The sequence below is a fragment of the Salinarimonas ramus genome (assembly GCF_014645695.1).
Lineage (GTDB): Bacteria > Pseudomonadota > Alphaproteobacteria > Rhizobiales > Beijerinckiaceae > Salinarimonas > Salinarimonas ramus.
This window is the reverse complement of the sequence record NZ_BMMF01000002.1, coordinates 79,421-92,559: the sequence shown is the minus strand read 5'-3', so window position 1 is coordinate 92,559 and position 13,139 is coordinate 79,421. Positions and strand designations below refer to the sequence as shown.

Sequence of the window (13,139 nt, the reverse complement as noted above, 5' to 3'; positions counted from 1 at the left end):
CAGATTCGGCGGCTCGATGGCGGAGCCTAGAACATCTCCCGCAGGCTCGCCCAGCGCCGGCCGGTCTCGCGACCGCCCTCCCAATGGCCCTCGGGCGCGATCGAGTAGGGCGGGCGCGGCGGGCCGGAGCGCACGAGGCCCGAGCCCTGCAGCCGGCCGTGGGCGATGGGGACGTTGTAGTCGACGAAGTTCTCGAGCTTGCCGCCGGGAAACATCGGCGCCTGCGCCCACGCCATGCGCTCGCAGATGACGTCCGCGCGATCGAAATCCCGCGCGGCGACGGCCGCGGCGAGCGCGACGAGGGGCTCCGGGCCGTCGGCGCAATTGCCGGTCCAGCAGGCGCTCGCCTCGTCCGGGTGCTTCCTCGCGAAGGCCGCCCATTGCGAATCGACCGGCAGCACCCGCATCCGCCCTTCTGCGGCGGCGAGATCGTCCGACATCGAGGGCCCGCCGATGTGCTTCGTCGCGATGATCTCGGGGATGCGCGAGAGCGCCGCGTAGGTCGGGGTGTCGATCTTGCCCTTGAAGGCGAACTGGTTGTCGTAGACGACGATCGGGACGCCCGGCAGCGCCTCGGCGATGTCCTGGTAGTAGCGCACGATCCCGGGCGCATCGAGCGCCATCCACATGGGCCGCCCGAGGAAGAGCCCGTCGGCGCCGATCTCGACGAGGCGGCGCGCCCGGCGGATGGTCTCGCGGGTGTTGAGCGTCGTCACCCCCGCGAAGACGAGGCCGTCGCGGTCGAGCGTGCTCACGATGGCGTCGATGTAGGCCTCCGTCTCCTCGGGAAGCAGGCTCGCACCCTCGCCGAAGGAGCCGCCGGTCATGAAGATCGAGATGCCGGCCGCGCGGATCATCGCCGTCATGCGCGCCGTCTCGTCGAGGTCGACGGAGGCGGTGCAGGACCAGTGGCCGGCATCCGGCGTCGCGGGGGTCGGCACGATGCCGAGGATGCCGACGATGTCGTCGGGGGCGAGCGTCTGGCGGGGCGCGGTGCGGGGCATGAGGGGCCTCCTCCCTGGAGGATCAGCGGGCGGCGGAGCGCTTCGAACGCTCTTCTAGCACGCCGACGAGGCGCACGAGCGGCCACAGGATTGCGAGATAGACGAGCGCCGCGCCGATGAGCGGCGTCGGGTTGCCGAAGAAGGCCTGTGCGTCCGTCGCCTGCTTGAGGAGGTCGGGCATGGCGACGACGGAGGCGAGCGAGGTGTCCTTCAGGAGCGAGATGCAGTTCGAGGTCTGCGGCGGGATCGCGATCTTCGTCGCCTGCGGCAGGATCACGAGGCGGATCGTCTGGGGAAAGGAGAGCCCCATGGCCGCGGCGGCCTCGAACTGGCCCTTGGGGATCGCCTCGATGCCCGAGCGCAGCACCTCCGCCGTGAAGGCGCCGAAGACGAGCGAGAGCGCGAACCAGGCCGAGACGAAGGAGGAGAGGCGGATGCCCAGGAAGGGCAGGGCGTAATAGATCAGGATCAGCAGCACCAGCACCGGCACGGCGCGGAAGACGTCGATGACGACGACCGCCGCGATGCTCAACGGGCGCGGCGCGTAGAGCCGCAGCAGCGCCAGCACGAGCCCGACGATCGAGCCGGCGGCGATGCTCGTCACGCCGAGCTGAAGCGTGGTGATCAGCCCCGTGGTCAAGAGCGGGAGCGCGCGGACGAGGACGTCCGCGTTGAAGAAGGTCTCGATCAGGTCCATGGGGGCTCTTGTCCGTCCTGGCCGGGGCGATGCGCGGGCGGGGCGCCGAGGCGGCGCCGGAGAAGGGTGGGGCCGCCCCCGCGTGCGGGAGCGGCCGATCAGGCGGCGTGCGCGCTCACTGCGTGGCGGTGGGGATCGGCTGCACGGTGACCGTGCTCGTGCCCTCGCCCGCGGGCGCGCCGAGCCACTTCTCGTGGAGCTCGGCGAGGACGCCCTCTTCCTTCAGCTCGGAGATGGCCTGGTTCACCTCCTCGAGGAGCGGCGAATCCTTGGGCATCATGATGCCGTACTGGTCGCCGGTCTCGATGCGCGCGGCGATCTCGAGGCCGGGCATCTTCATGAAGGTGAATTGCAGGCCGGCGATGTCGGAGATCGCCCCGTCGACGCGGCCGTTGCGGGTGTCGAGCAGGAGGTCCTGCTGGGCGTTGTAGGTCTTGATCTCGGAGAAGCCGTAGCGCTCCTGGTTCTCGCGGGCCCACTTCTCGCCGGTGGAGGTGGCCAGCGCGCCGGCGATCTTGCCGTTCATGTCCTCGAGGCTGTCGATGTCCGAGCCCTCGGCGGTGGCGAGCGCCATGTCGCTGTCGTAGTAGCCCTGGGTGAAGGACTGGCTCTGGAGGCGCTCCGGCGTGATCGTGATCGTCGAGATCGCCATGTCGATGCGCCCCGACGAGGTCGCCGCGAACAGCGCCTGGAAGCCGAGATCCTGGATCACGACCTCGCGGCCGAGCTTCTCGCCGATGGCGCGCACGAGGTCGACCTCGAAGCCCTCGAACTCGCCGCGCTCGTTCTTGACCTCCCAGGGCGGGTTCGCGGGATAGGCGCCGACCTGGAGCGGCTGGGCGAGCGTGGGGGCGGCGAAGGCGGCGAGGCCGACGAGAGCCGCGAGGGTGGCGAGCGTCATCTTCATCTGTGGTTCCCCTTCTCTTCGTTCGTTCGCGACCGTGCGCGCGGGCCTGCCCGGGCACGGGTCCTGTGGCGGTGCGACCGGTCTCTTTCGCCGGTCCGGGCCCGGTTCGCCCGGGCTCCGCTGTTGTTGCCCGTGCGCCCGGCGCTCGGGAGGTGTTCACGAGCCGTTGCGTGGCTCGAACTCTGCGTCGCCTTGTGACCTTACGTCAGTCGGTAGGCGACGAAGGGCGCCGCGGGCCTCCCCGCGGATCTCAGAGGACGCGCCCCCTGTTGAGGATGTCGGCGGGGTCGAGCGCGCGCTTGATCGTGCGCATCAGCGCGAGCTCCGGCTCGGAGCGGGACAGCGCGAGATAGGCGCGCTTGTTGCGCCCGATCCCGTGCTCCGCCGACACCGCGCCGCCATAGGAGGCGACGATGCCGTAGACGCGCTCCTCCACCGCCTTCTTGTCGATGCCGGGACCGCCGACGATCAGATGGAGGTTCGAATCGGCGATGTGGCCGAAGACGACGCTCAGCGCGTCGGGCCAATGCGCCCGCGCCGCCCGCTGCATGTCCGCCACCGCCTCGCCGATGCGTCCGCGCGGGAAGCTCACGTCGAAGGAGACGAAGACCGGCAGCTTCGGCTGGTATTCGTAGGGCGATTCCCGATACGCCCACAGCCGCGCGCGGTCGCTCTCGGACTGGGCGACGATCGCGTCGACGACGAGGCCGTCCTCCAGCACCGCGCCGAGCACCTCCTCGAAGCGGGCCGTGCCGGCCTCGCCCTCGCCGGTGGCGGCCTCGACGAGGATCAGGAGCTCGTGGGGCTCGGCGAAGGGCGGCGCGAGGCCGACCTCGCGGGTCGCCGCCTCCATGAAGTCGCGCCACATGCCCTCGAAGACGAGGAGCCCGCCGGCGAAGCGGCGCTCGAGGACGCGCAGGAGGCGAAGCGCGGCGCGCGTGTCGGAAACGGCGCACAATGCGGTGCGCACGCCCTCCGGCCGCGGCTGCAGCGCGAGGACGACGCGGGTGACGACGCCCAGCGTCCCCTCCGAGCCGATCATCAGCTGCGTCCAGTCGTAGCCGGAATTGTTCTTGAGCATCTTGTTGAGGGAGGAGACGACCGTCCCGTCCGCCAGCACCGCCTCGAGGCCCAGCACGTTGCGCCGGGTCATGCCGTAGCGCAGCACGTTGTTGCCGCCGGCATTGGTGGAGACGTTGCCGCCGATCGTGCACGATCCGCGCGCGCCGAGGTCGATGCCGAGCATGAAGCCGGCCTCCTCGGCGGCCTCCTGCAGCACCTGCAGCGGCGTGCCGGCGCGCGCCGTGAGCGTGCCCGCCTCGACGTCGATCTCCTCGATGCCGGTAAGCCGCTCCAGCGACAGCGCGACGTCGGTCTCGTAGGGATGCGCGCCGCCGGCGAGGCCGGTCATGCCGCCCTGCGTCACGATCGGTTGGCCGTGCGCGTGGCAGATCGCGAGCGCCCGCGAGACGCCCTCGACGTCGCGGGGCAGGACGAGGGCGAGGGGGCGCGTGGGGGCGACGCCGCTCGCGTCGGCGTGCGCGCGGGCCGGGATGTCGGCGCCGGCACGCACGCAGTCGGCGCCGAGCGCCGCATGCAGGTCATCGAGAACGGCGCTCATCGACGCGCCTCCGCCGGTGCGAAGGCCGCGGCGGCGCGGCGGAAGCCCTCGTTCACCACCGCGATGTCGTTGGCGGCGACGACGAGGCGGTAGCCTTCCGCGCGGCGCGCGAGCGCCGCGTCCACGTCCGGCGTGAAGATCCCGCAGGGCGTCCCGGCCGCCTCGCAGGCGGCGTGGATCGCCGCGCAGGCCTCCTCGCAGCGCGCCTTGACGTCGCCGTCGGGCCCCAGGCAGAGCACGAGATCGCCCGTGCCGATGAAGACGAGGTCGACGCCCGGCACGGCCGCGATGGCGGCGGCGTTCTCGAGGCCGGCCTTCGTCTCGATCATCACGGCGACGAGCGTGTCGCGCGCGCAGCCGGCGACGTAGGCGGCAAAGTCGGCGAGCGGGCGCACGCCGCCGCCGGAGCGGATACCGTGGGGTGGGTAGCGCGCGGCGCTCACGGCGGCCGCGGCCTCCTCGGCGCTCTCGACGAGGGGGACGATGACGCCCTCGGCGCCGGCGTCGAGGGCCGTGCCGATGGCGAGCGGGCGGTTCTCGGCGACGCGCACGAGCACGGGCACGTCGCCGCGCACGGCGCCGATGGCGGCTTCGAGGTCGCGGCGGTCGAAGAGGCCGTGCTGGAGATCGAGCACCAGGAGGTCGGGCCCGGCATGGGCCGCGGCCTCCACGAGGGCGGGCGAGCCCATGGCGAGCCAGGCGCAGGCGAGGCTGTCCCCGCTCTCGAGGCGGGCGCGGCAGCTCGCTCGATCGGGGGCGGCTCGGGTCGCGCGGGCGGGTGACGGCATGGACATTCGGCTCCGGGATCGGGCGCGCACGGCCGGCGCGCCTCAGGTGGTGCGCAGGCCCGCCTCTCGCAGGAGAGGCAGCACGCGCGCGCAGAAGAAGGGCAGCTCGTCGGTGTAGTTCACGAAGCTGAGCGCCGCACCCTGCCAGCCCTGATCGCAGATGCGGATCAGGTCCTCGACGATGCGCTCCGGCGTGCCGACGAGCGGATAGGAGCCCGCACCGCCTGCGAAGCGCTGGCGGTAGAGGGCGAAGGCGTGCGGGTCGTGGGAATTGGCGAAGGCCTTCTTCTTCGCCATGTGCTCGTCGACCGCCGCGTGGTCGGCCTCGTCGACGGCGTAGCGGGTGTAGAAGGCCTCGGCCTCCTCCTGCGTCTCGCGGCAGACCACGTGGCAGACGGTGTAGAGGCCGACCTCGCGCCCCTCCGCGGCGGCGCGCCCGCCGATGTCGGCGACGTGGCGCGCGCCGTCGGCGATGTCGGAGAAGGTCGAGAACAGGTAGTCGCAATGGCGCGCGGCGAAGGCGCGCCCGGGCGGGCCGAAGGCGGCGTTCATCGTCACCGGGCGCGGCACCTGCACGGAGGCGGGGCGGCTGACGACGCCCTTCAGGTCGTAGTAGCGGCCGGGATAGTCGAAGGGCTCGTCCGAGGCGTAGGCGCGCTCGACGATCTCGATCCATTCGCCGGCGCGCGCGTACGGATCCTCGTCGATGCTCGCGCCGAACATGGCGAACTCGTCGGGATTCCAGCCGCACACGAGGTTGAGGCCCGCGCGCCCGCCCGAGACGTGATCGACGGTCGCGAGCGCCTTGGCCGCGTAGACCGGATGGACCAGGGGCACGTGGACGGTCGCGAACAGCCCGATATGGCGCGTCGCGGCGGCGAGGGCGGCGGCCCAGGTGAAGGTCTCGAACGACCATTCGCGCACCCGCGTCTCGCCGCCGAAGCCGCGCCAACGCGCGATGGGCAGCGCGAACTCGAGCCCGGCCTCGTCGGCGATGCGCACGGCCGCGAGATTGTCCGCCCACGAGGCGCCCCAGCGCTCCGGCACCGTGGTGATGGCGAGCCCGCCGTCGGCGTTCGTCGAGAAGATGCCGAGCTTGAAGCGGTTGGGTCCGGAGAGGGGATGAGGCACGGAGGAATGTGGCATGGAGAGATGAGGCATGGAGGGATGAGGCATGGCGCGCTCCTCAGACGAGCCGCAGGCTTCGCGCCGCGAGCGGCAGCGCCGCCTCCGCATCCTCCGCGGCGGGCTCCATCTGCGCCTTGCGGGCGGCGAAGAAGGCCTGCTCGGCGGCGCCGACGAAGGCGGCCATGCGGTCGCCGGCGGTGATGGGATCGCGGGTGACGAAGGCGGCGTGGATGTCCTCGAGCCCCTCCACCACGACCTGGCGCGTGGCCGGCCGACGCAGGGTCTCCAGGCGGACGGTCTGGATGTGGTCGGCGAAGCGCGCCAGCGTGTCGGCGAGGCGCGCGTTGCCGATGCGTCCGGTCCAGGCCGCGCGGAAGTCGATGTTGGCGAGGATGAGCCGCTCGACGTCGTCCTCCCCGGTCGCGGCTCTCGCCTCGGCGAGGGCGACGCCGAGCGCGGCCTCCGTGGCGTCGTCGAGATTGCGCGCGGCCTGGGCGGCGGCGCGCGGCTCGAGCAGCTTGCGCACCTCGAAGATGTCCCGCACGTCCTGCAGGGTGAGCGTCGGAACCGCGAAACCGCGGGTCGTGCCGACGAGGTAGCCCTCGTTGACGAGCTGCAGCAGCGCCTCGCGGGCCGGCATGCGGGACGCGCCGTAGGCGCCGGCGATCTCGACGTCCACGAGCTTGTCCTCGGGGCCGAATTCCGAGCGTTGCAGCCGCCGACGCAGGTCGGCGTAGATCCGCTCGCGGAAGCTCTCCCGTCGGCTCGTCCCGTTGCCTGCCATGCGCGATACAATCCTAACCTTTGTTGGTTCTGCATACAGTATGCAGAACTGCGGCGTCCGTCAAACCAACGGTGGAGTAGTGCACACGCACGAATTCGCGTATCGGGCGGCAGAAATCCGCATCCTTTCACGCTTGAAGTGAATGCAAATACGGGGGAAGATGTCACCCGGTGACGAAGAGGGCGGCGCTCCAGCGGGCGCGCGCCCGTGCGGGCCGAGGGGGCCCAGAGCGATGACGAGCGACAGATGACGAGCGACACCGGGGCGCCGGCCGGCTACCCCCGCAACCTGCCGCGACCGCCCGCCGCCGAGCGCGTGCGTCCGCTGATCCGCGATCTCTCCACGGAGAACATCGCCGAGCTCGCCGTGCGCGCCCGGGAGATCGGCGACGTGATCCCGCTCTGGTACGGCGAGGGCGACCTCGTCACGCCGGCCTTCATCCGAGATGCTGCGAAGGCCGCCTTCGATGCCGGGCAGACCTTCTACGTGCCGGACATGCGCGGCGCGCCGGCGCTGACGCAGGCGCTCGCCGCCTACCAGACGCGCCTGCACGGACGCCCGATCGCTCGCGAGCGCTCGACGGTGACCCCCGGCGGCATGCAGGCTCTGGCGCTCGCGCTCCAGCTCGTCCTCGATCCGGGGCGCAACGTCGTCTACCTCGAGCCGCAATGGCCGAACATCGCGAACCTCATCCACCTGAGCGGCGGGGAGGGCAGGGCGGTCCCGCTCGCCTTCCGCGACGGCGACTGGCGCCTCGACATGGACGCGGTGATCGCCGCCTGCGACGCGCGCACGACCGCCATCGTCTTCTCCACCCCTGCGAACCCCACGGGCTGGACCGCGAGCCGCGAGGATCTCGCGGCGCTCCTCGCCTTCGGGCGCGAGCGCGGGATCTGGATCGTCTCCGACGAGGTCTACAATCGGCTCTACTGGGACGGGCCGTCCGCGCCCTCGATCCTGGAGATCGCCGAGGACGAGGACCTCGTCCTGTCGATCAACAGCTTCTCAAAGGCCTGGGCCATGACGGGCTGGCGCGTGGGCTGGCTCGTCCACCCGCTCTCCGTCGCGCCGCAGCTCGCCGCCATGACGCAATACATGAACAGCGGCATCGCGGCGACGATCCAGGCCGGTGCCACGGTGGCGATCGAGCAAGGCGAGGAGCTCGTCGCCACCATGCGCGAGCGCTGCCGCGAGGGCGTGGACCTCGCCTACGCGGCGCTCTCGCAGGTGCCGGACGTGCGCCTGCCGACGAAGCCGCGCGGGGGCATGTACGTCTTCTTCTCGCTGGCTTCCGAGCCCGATTCCGCGATCGCCTGCCGCCGCATCCTGGAGGAGGCGCATGTGGGCCTCGCACCGGGCTGGTTCTTCGGCGCCCCGGCGCGGCCGTACTTGCGCATGTGCGTCGCCCGCGACCCCGTCCAGCTGGAGAGCGCCCTCGACCGTATGGTCGCGGCGCTGCGTAGCTGAGATGAGCGGGTGCCCGTCGCCCTCGAATCGCGGCGGCGCCGTCGACGATCGCCAGGTCCTCATGAACGTTTCGGTTGCCTCTGGCCTCCGGGCGTTGCCGATCGAGAGGGCGTGGGCAAAAATTGTTTTACCCTTGGGACATTTTCCACAGGCCGTAAAACTGCGACATCTCGTAATTGCGTCAGGATCATGGGAAATGAAGGCGCCGAGCAGGCGCCGGGGAGGCGGTATCCGCCCGCTCGTTGCGTCGGGTCGCCGGACCTTCGCGGACTGCCGGTTGAATGATGAAGGCCGCTCCGTATCGGGCATGCCCCCTGCGCGCGCTCGCGGGCAGGTCGTAGGGTGCAGGGCGGCATGGCTGGAGAGTCGTAGGCGCTCTGCGCGCGGGATGGCGCTCTCGCAATCACGGGTAAATTCAGGTGTGGCTGCTTGTGTGGATAGGTACACAGTAAGCCGCGTCCGTAAGTACGTTTCGTGCGTAAATGGCAATCTGAGAAGAGTGACCCAGGGGGACCCGCAGTACCCTTGCCACTTGACGTCGCCGTTGCCATTTGGTGTCGAAAGAGATGTCACTGGCTCGCACAAGTATCGCGACCACGCTTACGCTGCGGGAAGAGCGCTTCGCGATCGGTGATCTCAGGGGCAAGTACTCACCCACATGTCACAAACAACACGACGGGAACTCCGCTCATGACTCGCTCACCCACAGAAATCGACCGCGAGATCGGTCAACGCATCCGTCTCGCGCGTAAGCAAGCCAAGCTCTCGCAGAGCGAGCTCGGCCAGGCCATCGGCGTGACGTACCAGCAGGTGCAGAAGTACGAGAACGGCACGGACCGCGTCGCGGCCTCCCGCCTCGTGCAGATCGCCGCGGTGCTCGAGCAGCCGGCCTCCGCCCTCCTCGGCGGCGTCGAGCAGGGCCAGGCTCGCCTGATGGACGAGGACGCGATCGCTCTCGTCGCGCTCTTCAACGAGATCAAGCGTCCCGCGCTCCGCGGCGCCGCGCTGCAGACCGTCAAGAGCCTCGTGGCCGCCGGCAACGAGGTCTGAGGGCGAACGCCCTCCGCTCGATCCCCCTGAGCACCGGCCGACGCCTCTCGCGCCGGCCGCGCCTCCCCGACCGACGCGCCCAGCCCGTTCCCCCGCAGCGGAACAGCCAGACGGCGTCGTCGGTCTTCACGATCTCTGCATACCTATGCAACGGTCTGCGCCGATGACGGGGCGCCCCGCGAACCGGCCTGTGCGCTCAGGCGTTCCCGCGGATGACCTCCACGCTCCCCTTCACCTTCGGCATCCCCCTCGTCGGGCGTGCGGGCACCGACGATGTCGCCCGCATCGAGGCGCTGCTCGGGCTCACCCTGCGCTCGATCCTCGCCCAGACCGACCCGAGCTTGCGCGTCCTCGTCATGAGCCAGGACCGGCCCTTTGCGCTTCCGAACGACCCGCGCGTGGAGTTCCTCGAGGCCGACTGGCCAGCCGGCGAGCCGGATGCCGCCAACAACGATGCCGGCCGCAAGAAGCACGCGCTCGGCGAGGCGGCCATGCGGGCGGGGGAGGGCCATCTCATGCTCGTCGACGCGGACGATTGGGTGCCCAGCGATCTCGTGGCGCGCGCCCGTGCCGAGATCGGGCCCGAGGCCATCGGCGGGGTGATGCCGGCCGGCGAGATGATCGATTACGCCAGCGGACACATCGCACCGCTGCCGTTCCCCGGCGCGTTCGAGCGCCCGTTCTACGCGCTGTGCGGCTCGTCCGTCGTGGCGCGCCTTCGCCCCGACGACCCCGATCCGCTGCGCCGCAATCCCCTCCTCGTGCTGCGCGATCACAACGTCTGGCCCGAGGCGGCGCAGGCGCACGGCGCGTCGGTCGCGCGGCTCGGCTGCCGCGGCGCCTACCTCGTCGGCACCGCCCAGAACCATTCCGAGTGCCACGGCCCCTACGCCGCCTGGCGCCGCGACCTCGTCGGCGCGCTGCGCACCCGCGGACGCCCCGCCGACGCCGGCTTCCTCGCCCGCTTCGGCCTCGACGAGGACGCCCTGCGTCAGGCGCAGGGGTCCTGGCTCGATTGTCGCTGACGTCTCTACGGCGAAGTACCGGCGCTACCGTGCGAGCCGGACGGACCCGGGCGGAGATCGGCTAACGCGCATCCCGGCGCTCCAGGCGCTCGAACAGGTCCACCAGCCAGGCGATGCGTTCCTCCAGCCCCTGGGCGGGCAGCTCCGCGCGGCCGGATCTTGCGGCGGCGGTGACGAGGAAGGCGACCTCGGGGAGGGGCGGGGTGTCGTCGGCGGCGCCGGAGAGGAAGGGCGCGCGGGCGAGGGCGCCGGCGACGAGGGCGATCTGGCGGGAGCGGGGGACGACGGCGCGCTCGAGCGTGCGCGTCGGCCCGCGGCGCAGGGCGACGTGGCCGATCTCGGCATAGAGCGCGCGCGCGGCGAGGATCCCGCCGCGGCAATCGCCGGGCAGGGCGGCGATGCCGGACATGGAGCGGGCGTAGAGCCCGTCGGCGACGGCGAGGAGGCGCTTCGTGGCCACGAACAGGCCGGGGCAGGGGCGGGGATCGGCGAGGAAGGCCTCGACGTCGATGCCCGCCTCCCGCAGCCATTGCCGCGGCAGGTAGAGCCGGCCGTTCGCCGCGTCCTCGCCGACGTCGCGGGCGATGTTGGTGAATTGCATGGCGACGCCGAGATCGCAGGCGCGCGCGAGCACCGCGGGCTCACGCCGTCCCATGATCAGCGTCATCATCGCGCCGACGGTCCCCGCGACGCGCGCGGCATAGGCGGCGACGTCCGAGAGCGTCTCGTAGGTGCGCTCCTGCGCATCCCAGGCGAAGCCTTCGAGCAGCGCTTCGGGCAGGGTGCGCGGGATGCGGTAGCGCGCCACCGTCGCGGCGAAGGCGCGGTCGATGGCCTGCGGCGCGGGGTGGCCGGAATAGACCCGATCGAGCCGCTCGCGCAGCAGGGCGAGGGCGGCGTGGCGGTCGTGGCCGAGATCGACGGCGTCGTCCGCGACCCGGCAGAAGGCGTAGAGCGCCGCCGCCGGCTCGCTCACCCGCCGTGGCAGGACGCGCGAGGCCGCGTGGAAGGAGCGCGAGCCACCGCGCAGGAGGTTGGCGCAGGCGGCCAGATCGGCCTGCGCGGAGGGGTGCTCCGCGAGCGCGCCCGGCTCGATGCGATCACGCGCCGACATGGGACCTCACGAGCTGATCGGGATCGGGGACGACGCGGTCGAGGACGCGCGCCGTGGACAGGACGCCGGGCATGCCCGCACCCGGATGAGTGCCGGCGCCGACGAGATAGAGGTTCTCGATGCTCTCGGACTTGTTGTGCGGCCGGAACCAGGCCGATTGCCACATCACCGGCTCCAGCCCGAAGCCCGCGCCGTGCAGCGAGGCGTAGTCGCGCTCGAAATCCTGCGGCGTGAGCACGCGCGAGACGACGATCTCGTCGGAGAGGCCGGGCAGCAGCGTCTCCGCGAGACGCTGCTCGATCTTGCGCCGATAGGCCTCCGCCTCCGCCTCCCAATTCGTCCGGCCGAGCAGGTTCGGCACGGGGGAGAGGACGTAGAAGGCGTCGCAGCCGTCGGGCGCGACGCTGGGATCGCTGGCGCTCGGGCGGTGGAGATAGAGGGAGAAGTCGTCGGCGAGGTGCTTCTTTCGGAAGATGTCGTCGAGGAGCGCGCGGTAGCGGGGCCCGAGCGCGATCGTGTGGTGGCCGACGTCCTCGTAGCGGCGCTTCGTGCCGAAATACCAGACGAAGAGGCCCATCGACCATTGCGCGACGCGCTGGCGGGCGGGGCCCCAGCGCGTCCTCGTGCCCTGCGGCAGCAGCTTTCCGTAAGTCACCGACGAATCGGCGTTCGAGACCACGATGTCGGCGCGGATCGTCTCGCCGCTTTCGAGCCGGACGCCCATCGCGCGCCGCCCCTCGAGGAGGATCTCCTGCACCGGTGCGCCGAGCCGCACGCGCCCGCCCTGGCCCTCGATCAGGCCGACGATGCCGGCGACGAGGCGGTTGATGCCGCCTTGCGCGTAATGCACGCCCCATCTCTTCTCGAGGTGATGGATCAGCGCGTAGATCGCGCTCGCCGAGAACGGGTTGCCGCCGATCAGCAGCGGGTGGAAGCTGAAGACGGTGCGCAGCCGCTCGTCGCGGAAATGCTTCGCGACGAGACCGTAGACCGAGCGCTGGGCGCCGAGCCGCACGAGATCGGGTGCCACACGCAGCATGTCGGAGATCGAGGCGAAGGGCACGTGCCCCAGCTCCTCGAAGCCGACGCGGCAGATCTCCTCGGACGCGGCCATGAAGGTCTCGTAGCCGGCAAGATCGTCCGGAGCGAGGCGGGCGATCTCGGCACGCATGGCGTCCGTGTCGCCGCTGTAGCGGAAGGTCTCGCCGTCGTCGAAGCGGATCGTGTAGAACGGGTCGAGCGGCCGCACCGCGACGTCGTCCTCCATCCGCCGCCCGCAGATCTCCCACAATTCCTCGAAGAGATGCGGCGCCGTGATCAGGGTGGGGCCGGCATCGAAGGTGAAGCCGCCCTCGCGGAAGACGCGCGCGCGCCCCCCCGGCTGGTCGAGCTTCTCCAGCACCGTCACGCGGTAGCCGCGGGCGCCGAGCCGGACGGCGGCGGCGAGGCCGCCGAAGCCGGAGCCGACGATCACCGCGTGGGGGCGGTCTTCGAGCGCGGGCAGGCCGGCGCGGGGAGGGTGTGTCAAGACGTTCATCGCCCGGAGAGCGTAAC

At 71.4% G+C, this 13,139-nt stretch carries 12 protein-coding genes; 3 read left to right on the top strand and 9 right to left on the bottom strand.

The window, feature by feature from the left end; genetic code table 11:
• Window positions 1-26: 26 nt before the first annotated feature.
• The 7 genes from IEX89_RS02790 to IEX89_RS02760 form a co-directional block, all read right to left on the bottom strand.
• Window positions 27-1,004, bottom strand: a complete 978-nt coding sequence (locus tag IEX89_RS02790; RefSeq protein WP_188909336.1) for a dihydrodipicolinate synthase family protein — start codon at window positions 1,002-1,004, stop codon at window positions 27-29.
• Window positions 1,005-1,026: 22 nt separating this feature from the next.
• Window positions 1,027-1,701: an amino acid ABC transporter permease gene (locus IEX89_RS02785; protein WP_188909334.1), complete on the bottom strand. Its 675-nt coding sequence runs from the start codon at window positions 1,699-1,701 to the stop codon at window positions 1,027-1,029.
• Between the two features lie 115 nt (window positions 1,702-1,816).
• Window positions 1,817-2,608, bottom strand: a complete 792-nt coding sequence (locus tag IEX89_RS02780; protein WP_188909331.1) for an ABC transporter substrate-binding protein — start codon at window positions 2,606-2,608, stop codon at window positions 1,817-1,819.
• A gap of 250 nt (window positions 2,609-2,858) precedes the next feature.
• A complete protein-coding gene (locus IEX89_RS02775; RefSeq protein WP_188909329.1) occupies window positions 2,859-4,229 on the bottom strand; it encodes an FAD-binding oxidoreductase in 1,371 nt (456 codons plus the stop codon).
• Window positions 4,226-5,017, bottom strand: coding sequence for an HpcH/HpaI aldolase family protein (locus IEX89_RS02770; RefSeq protein ID WP_188909326.1), 792 nt, complete (start codon window positions 5,015-5,017; stop codon window positions 4,226-4,228). The genes IEX89_RS02775 and IEX89_RS02770 overlap by 4 nt, the downstream gene beginning before the upstream one ends.
• 42 nt (window positions 5,018-5,059) lie before the next feature.
• A complete protein-coding gene (locus tag IEX89_RS02765) occupies window positions 5,060-6,193 on the bottom strand; it encodes an LLM class flavin-dependent oxidoreductase (protein ID WP_244645072.1) in 1,134 nt (377 codons plus the stop codon).
• Between the two features lie 10 nt (window positions 6,194-6,203).
• Window positions 6,204-6,929, bottom strand: coding sequence for a GntR family transcriptional regulator (locus IEX89_RS02760; protein WP_188909324.1), 726 nt, complete (start codon window positions 6,927-6,929; stop codon window positions 6,204-6,206).
• Between the two features lie 246 nt (window positions 6,930-7,175).
• Here IEX89_RS02760 and IEX89_RS02755 point away from each other — a divergent pair, with 246 nt between their 5' ends.
• From IEX89_RS02755 to IEX89_RS02745, 3 genes are all read left to right on the top strand, one after another.
• Window positions 7,176-8,396, top strand: a complete 1,221-nt coding sequence (locus tag IEX89_RS02755; RefSeq protein WP_188909322.1) for a pyridoxal phosphate-dependent aminotransferase — start codon at window positions 7,176-7,178, stop codon at window positions 8,394-8,396.
• A 690-nt stretch (window positions 8,397-9,086) separates the two neighbouring features.
• On the top strand, window positions 9,087-9,446 hold the full coding sequence (locus IEX89_RS02750; protein ID WP_188909320.1) for a helix-turn-helix domain-containing protein: 360 nt from the start codon (window positions 9,087-9,089) through the stop codon (window positions 9,444-9,446).
• A gap of 212 nt (window positions 9,447-9,658) precedes the next feature.
• Window positions 9,659-10,471, top strand: a complete 813-nt coding sequence (locus tag IEX89_RS02745) for a glycosyltransferase family A protein (RefSeq protein ID WP_188909318.1) — start codon at window positions 9,659-9,661, stop codon at window positions 10,469-10,471.
• A gap of 61 nt (window positions 10,472-10,532) precedes the next feature.
• Here the strand turns inward: IEX89_RS02745 and IEX89_RS02740 are convergent, their stop codons facing one another.
• Together IEX89_RS02740 and IEX89_RS02735 are read right to left on the bottom strand one after the other, a co-directional pair.
• Window positions 10,533-11,585 carry a phytoene/squalene synthase family protein gene (locus tag IEX89_RS02740; RefSeq protein ID WP_188909316.1) on the bottom strand — a complete coding sequence of 351 codons (1,053 nt, stop codon included), beginning with the start codon at window positions 11,583-11,585 and terminating at the stop codon, window positions 10,533-10,535.
• A complete protein-coding gene (locus tag IEX89_RS02735; RefSeq protein ID WP_373290546.1) occupies window positions 11,572-13,113 on the bottom strand; it encodes a phytoene desaturase in 1,542 nt (513 codons plus the stop codon). Before IEX89_RS02735 ends, IEX89_RS02740 begins: the two co-directional genes overlap by 14 nt.
• Window positions 13,114-13,139 lie beyond the last annotated feature (26 nt).

Excerpts from the sequence above, each read along its gene's own strand:
- IEX89_RS02790 (WP_188909336.1), bottom strand. The coding sequence starts at position 1,004 with ATGCCCCGCACCGCGCCCCGCCAGACGCTCGCCCCCGACGACATCGTC.
- IEX89_RS02785 (WP_188909334.1), bottom strand. The coding sequence starts at position 1,701 with ATGGACCTGATCGAGACCTTCTTCAACGCGGACGTCCTCGTCCGCGCG.
- IEX89_RS02780 (WP_188909331.1), bottom strand. The coding sequence starts at position 2,608 with ATGAAGATGACGCTCGCCACCCTCGCGGCTCTCGTCGGCCTCGCCGCC.
- IEX89_RS02775 (WP_188909329.1), bottom strand. The coding sequence starts at position 4,229 with ATGAGCGCCGTTCTCGATGACCTGCATGCGGCGCTCGGCGCCGACTGC.
- IEX89_RS02770 (WP_188909326.1), bottom strand. The coding sequence starts at position 5,017 with ATGCCGTCACCCGCCCGCGCGACCCGAGCCGCCCCCGATCGAGCGAGC.
- IEX89_RS02765 (WP_244645072.1), bottom strand. The coding sequence starts at position 6,193 with ATGCCTCATCCCTCCATGCCTCATCTCTCCATGCCACATTCCTCCGTG.
- IEX89_RS02760 (WP_188909324.1), bottom strand. The coding sequence starts at position 6,929 with ATGGCAGGCAACGGGACGAGCCGACGGGAGAGCTTCCGCGAGCGGATC.
- IEX89_RS02755 (WP_188909322.1), top strand. The coding sequence starts at position 7,176 with ATGACGAGCGACACCGGGGCGCCGGCCGGCTACCCCCGCAACCTGCCG.
- IEX89_RS02750 (WP_188909320.1), top strand. The coding sequence starts at position 9,087 with ATGACTCGCTCACCCACAGAAATCGACCGCGAGATCGGTCAACGCATC.
- IEX89_RS02745 (WP_188909318.1), top strand. The coding sequence starts at position 9,659 with ATGACCTCCACGCTCCCCTTCACCTTCGGCATCCCCCTCGTCGGGCGT.
- IEX89_RS02740 (WP_188909316.1), bottom strand. The coding sequence starts at position 11,585 with ATGTCGGCGCGTGATCGCATCGAGCCGGGCGCGCTCGCGGAGCACCCC.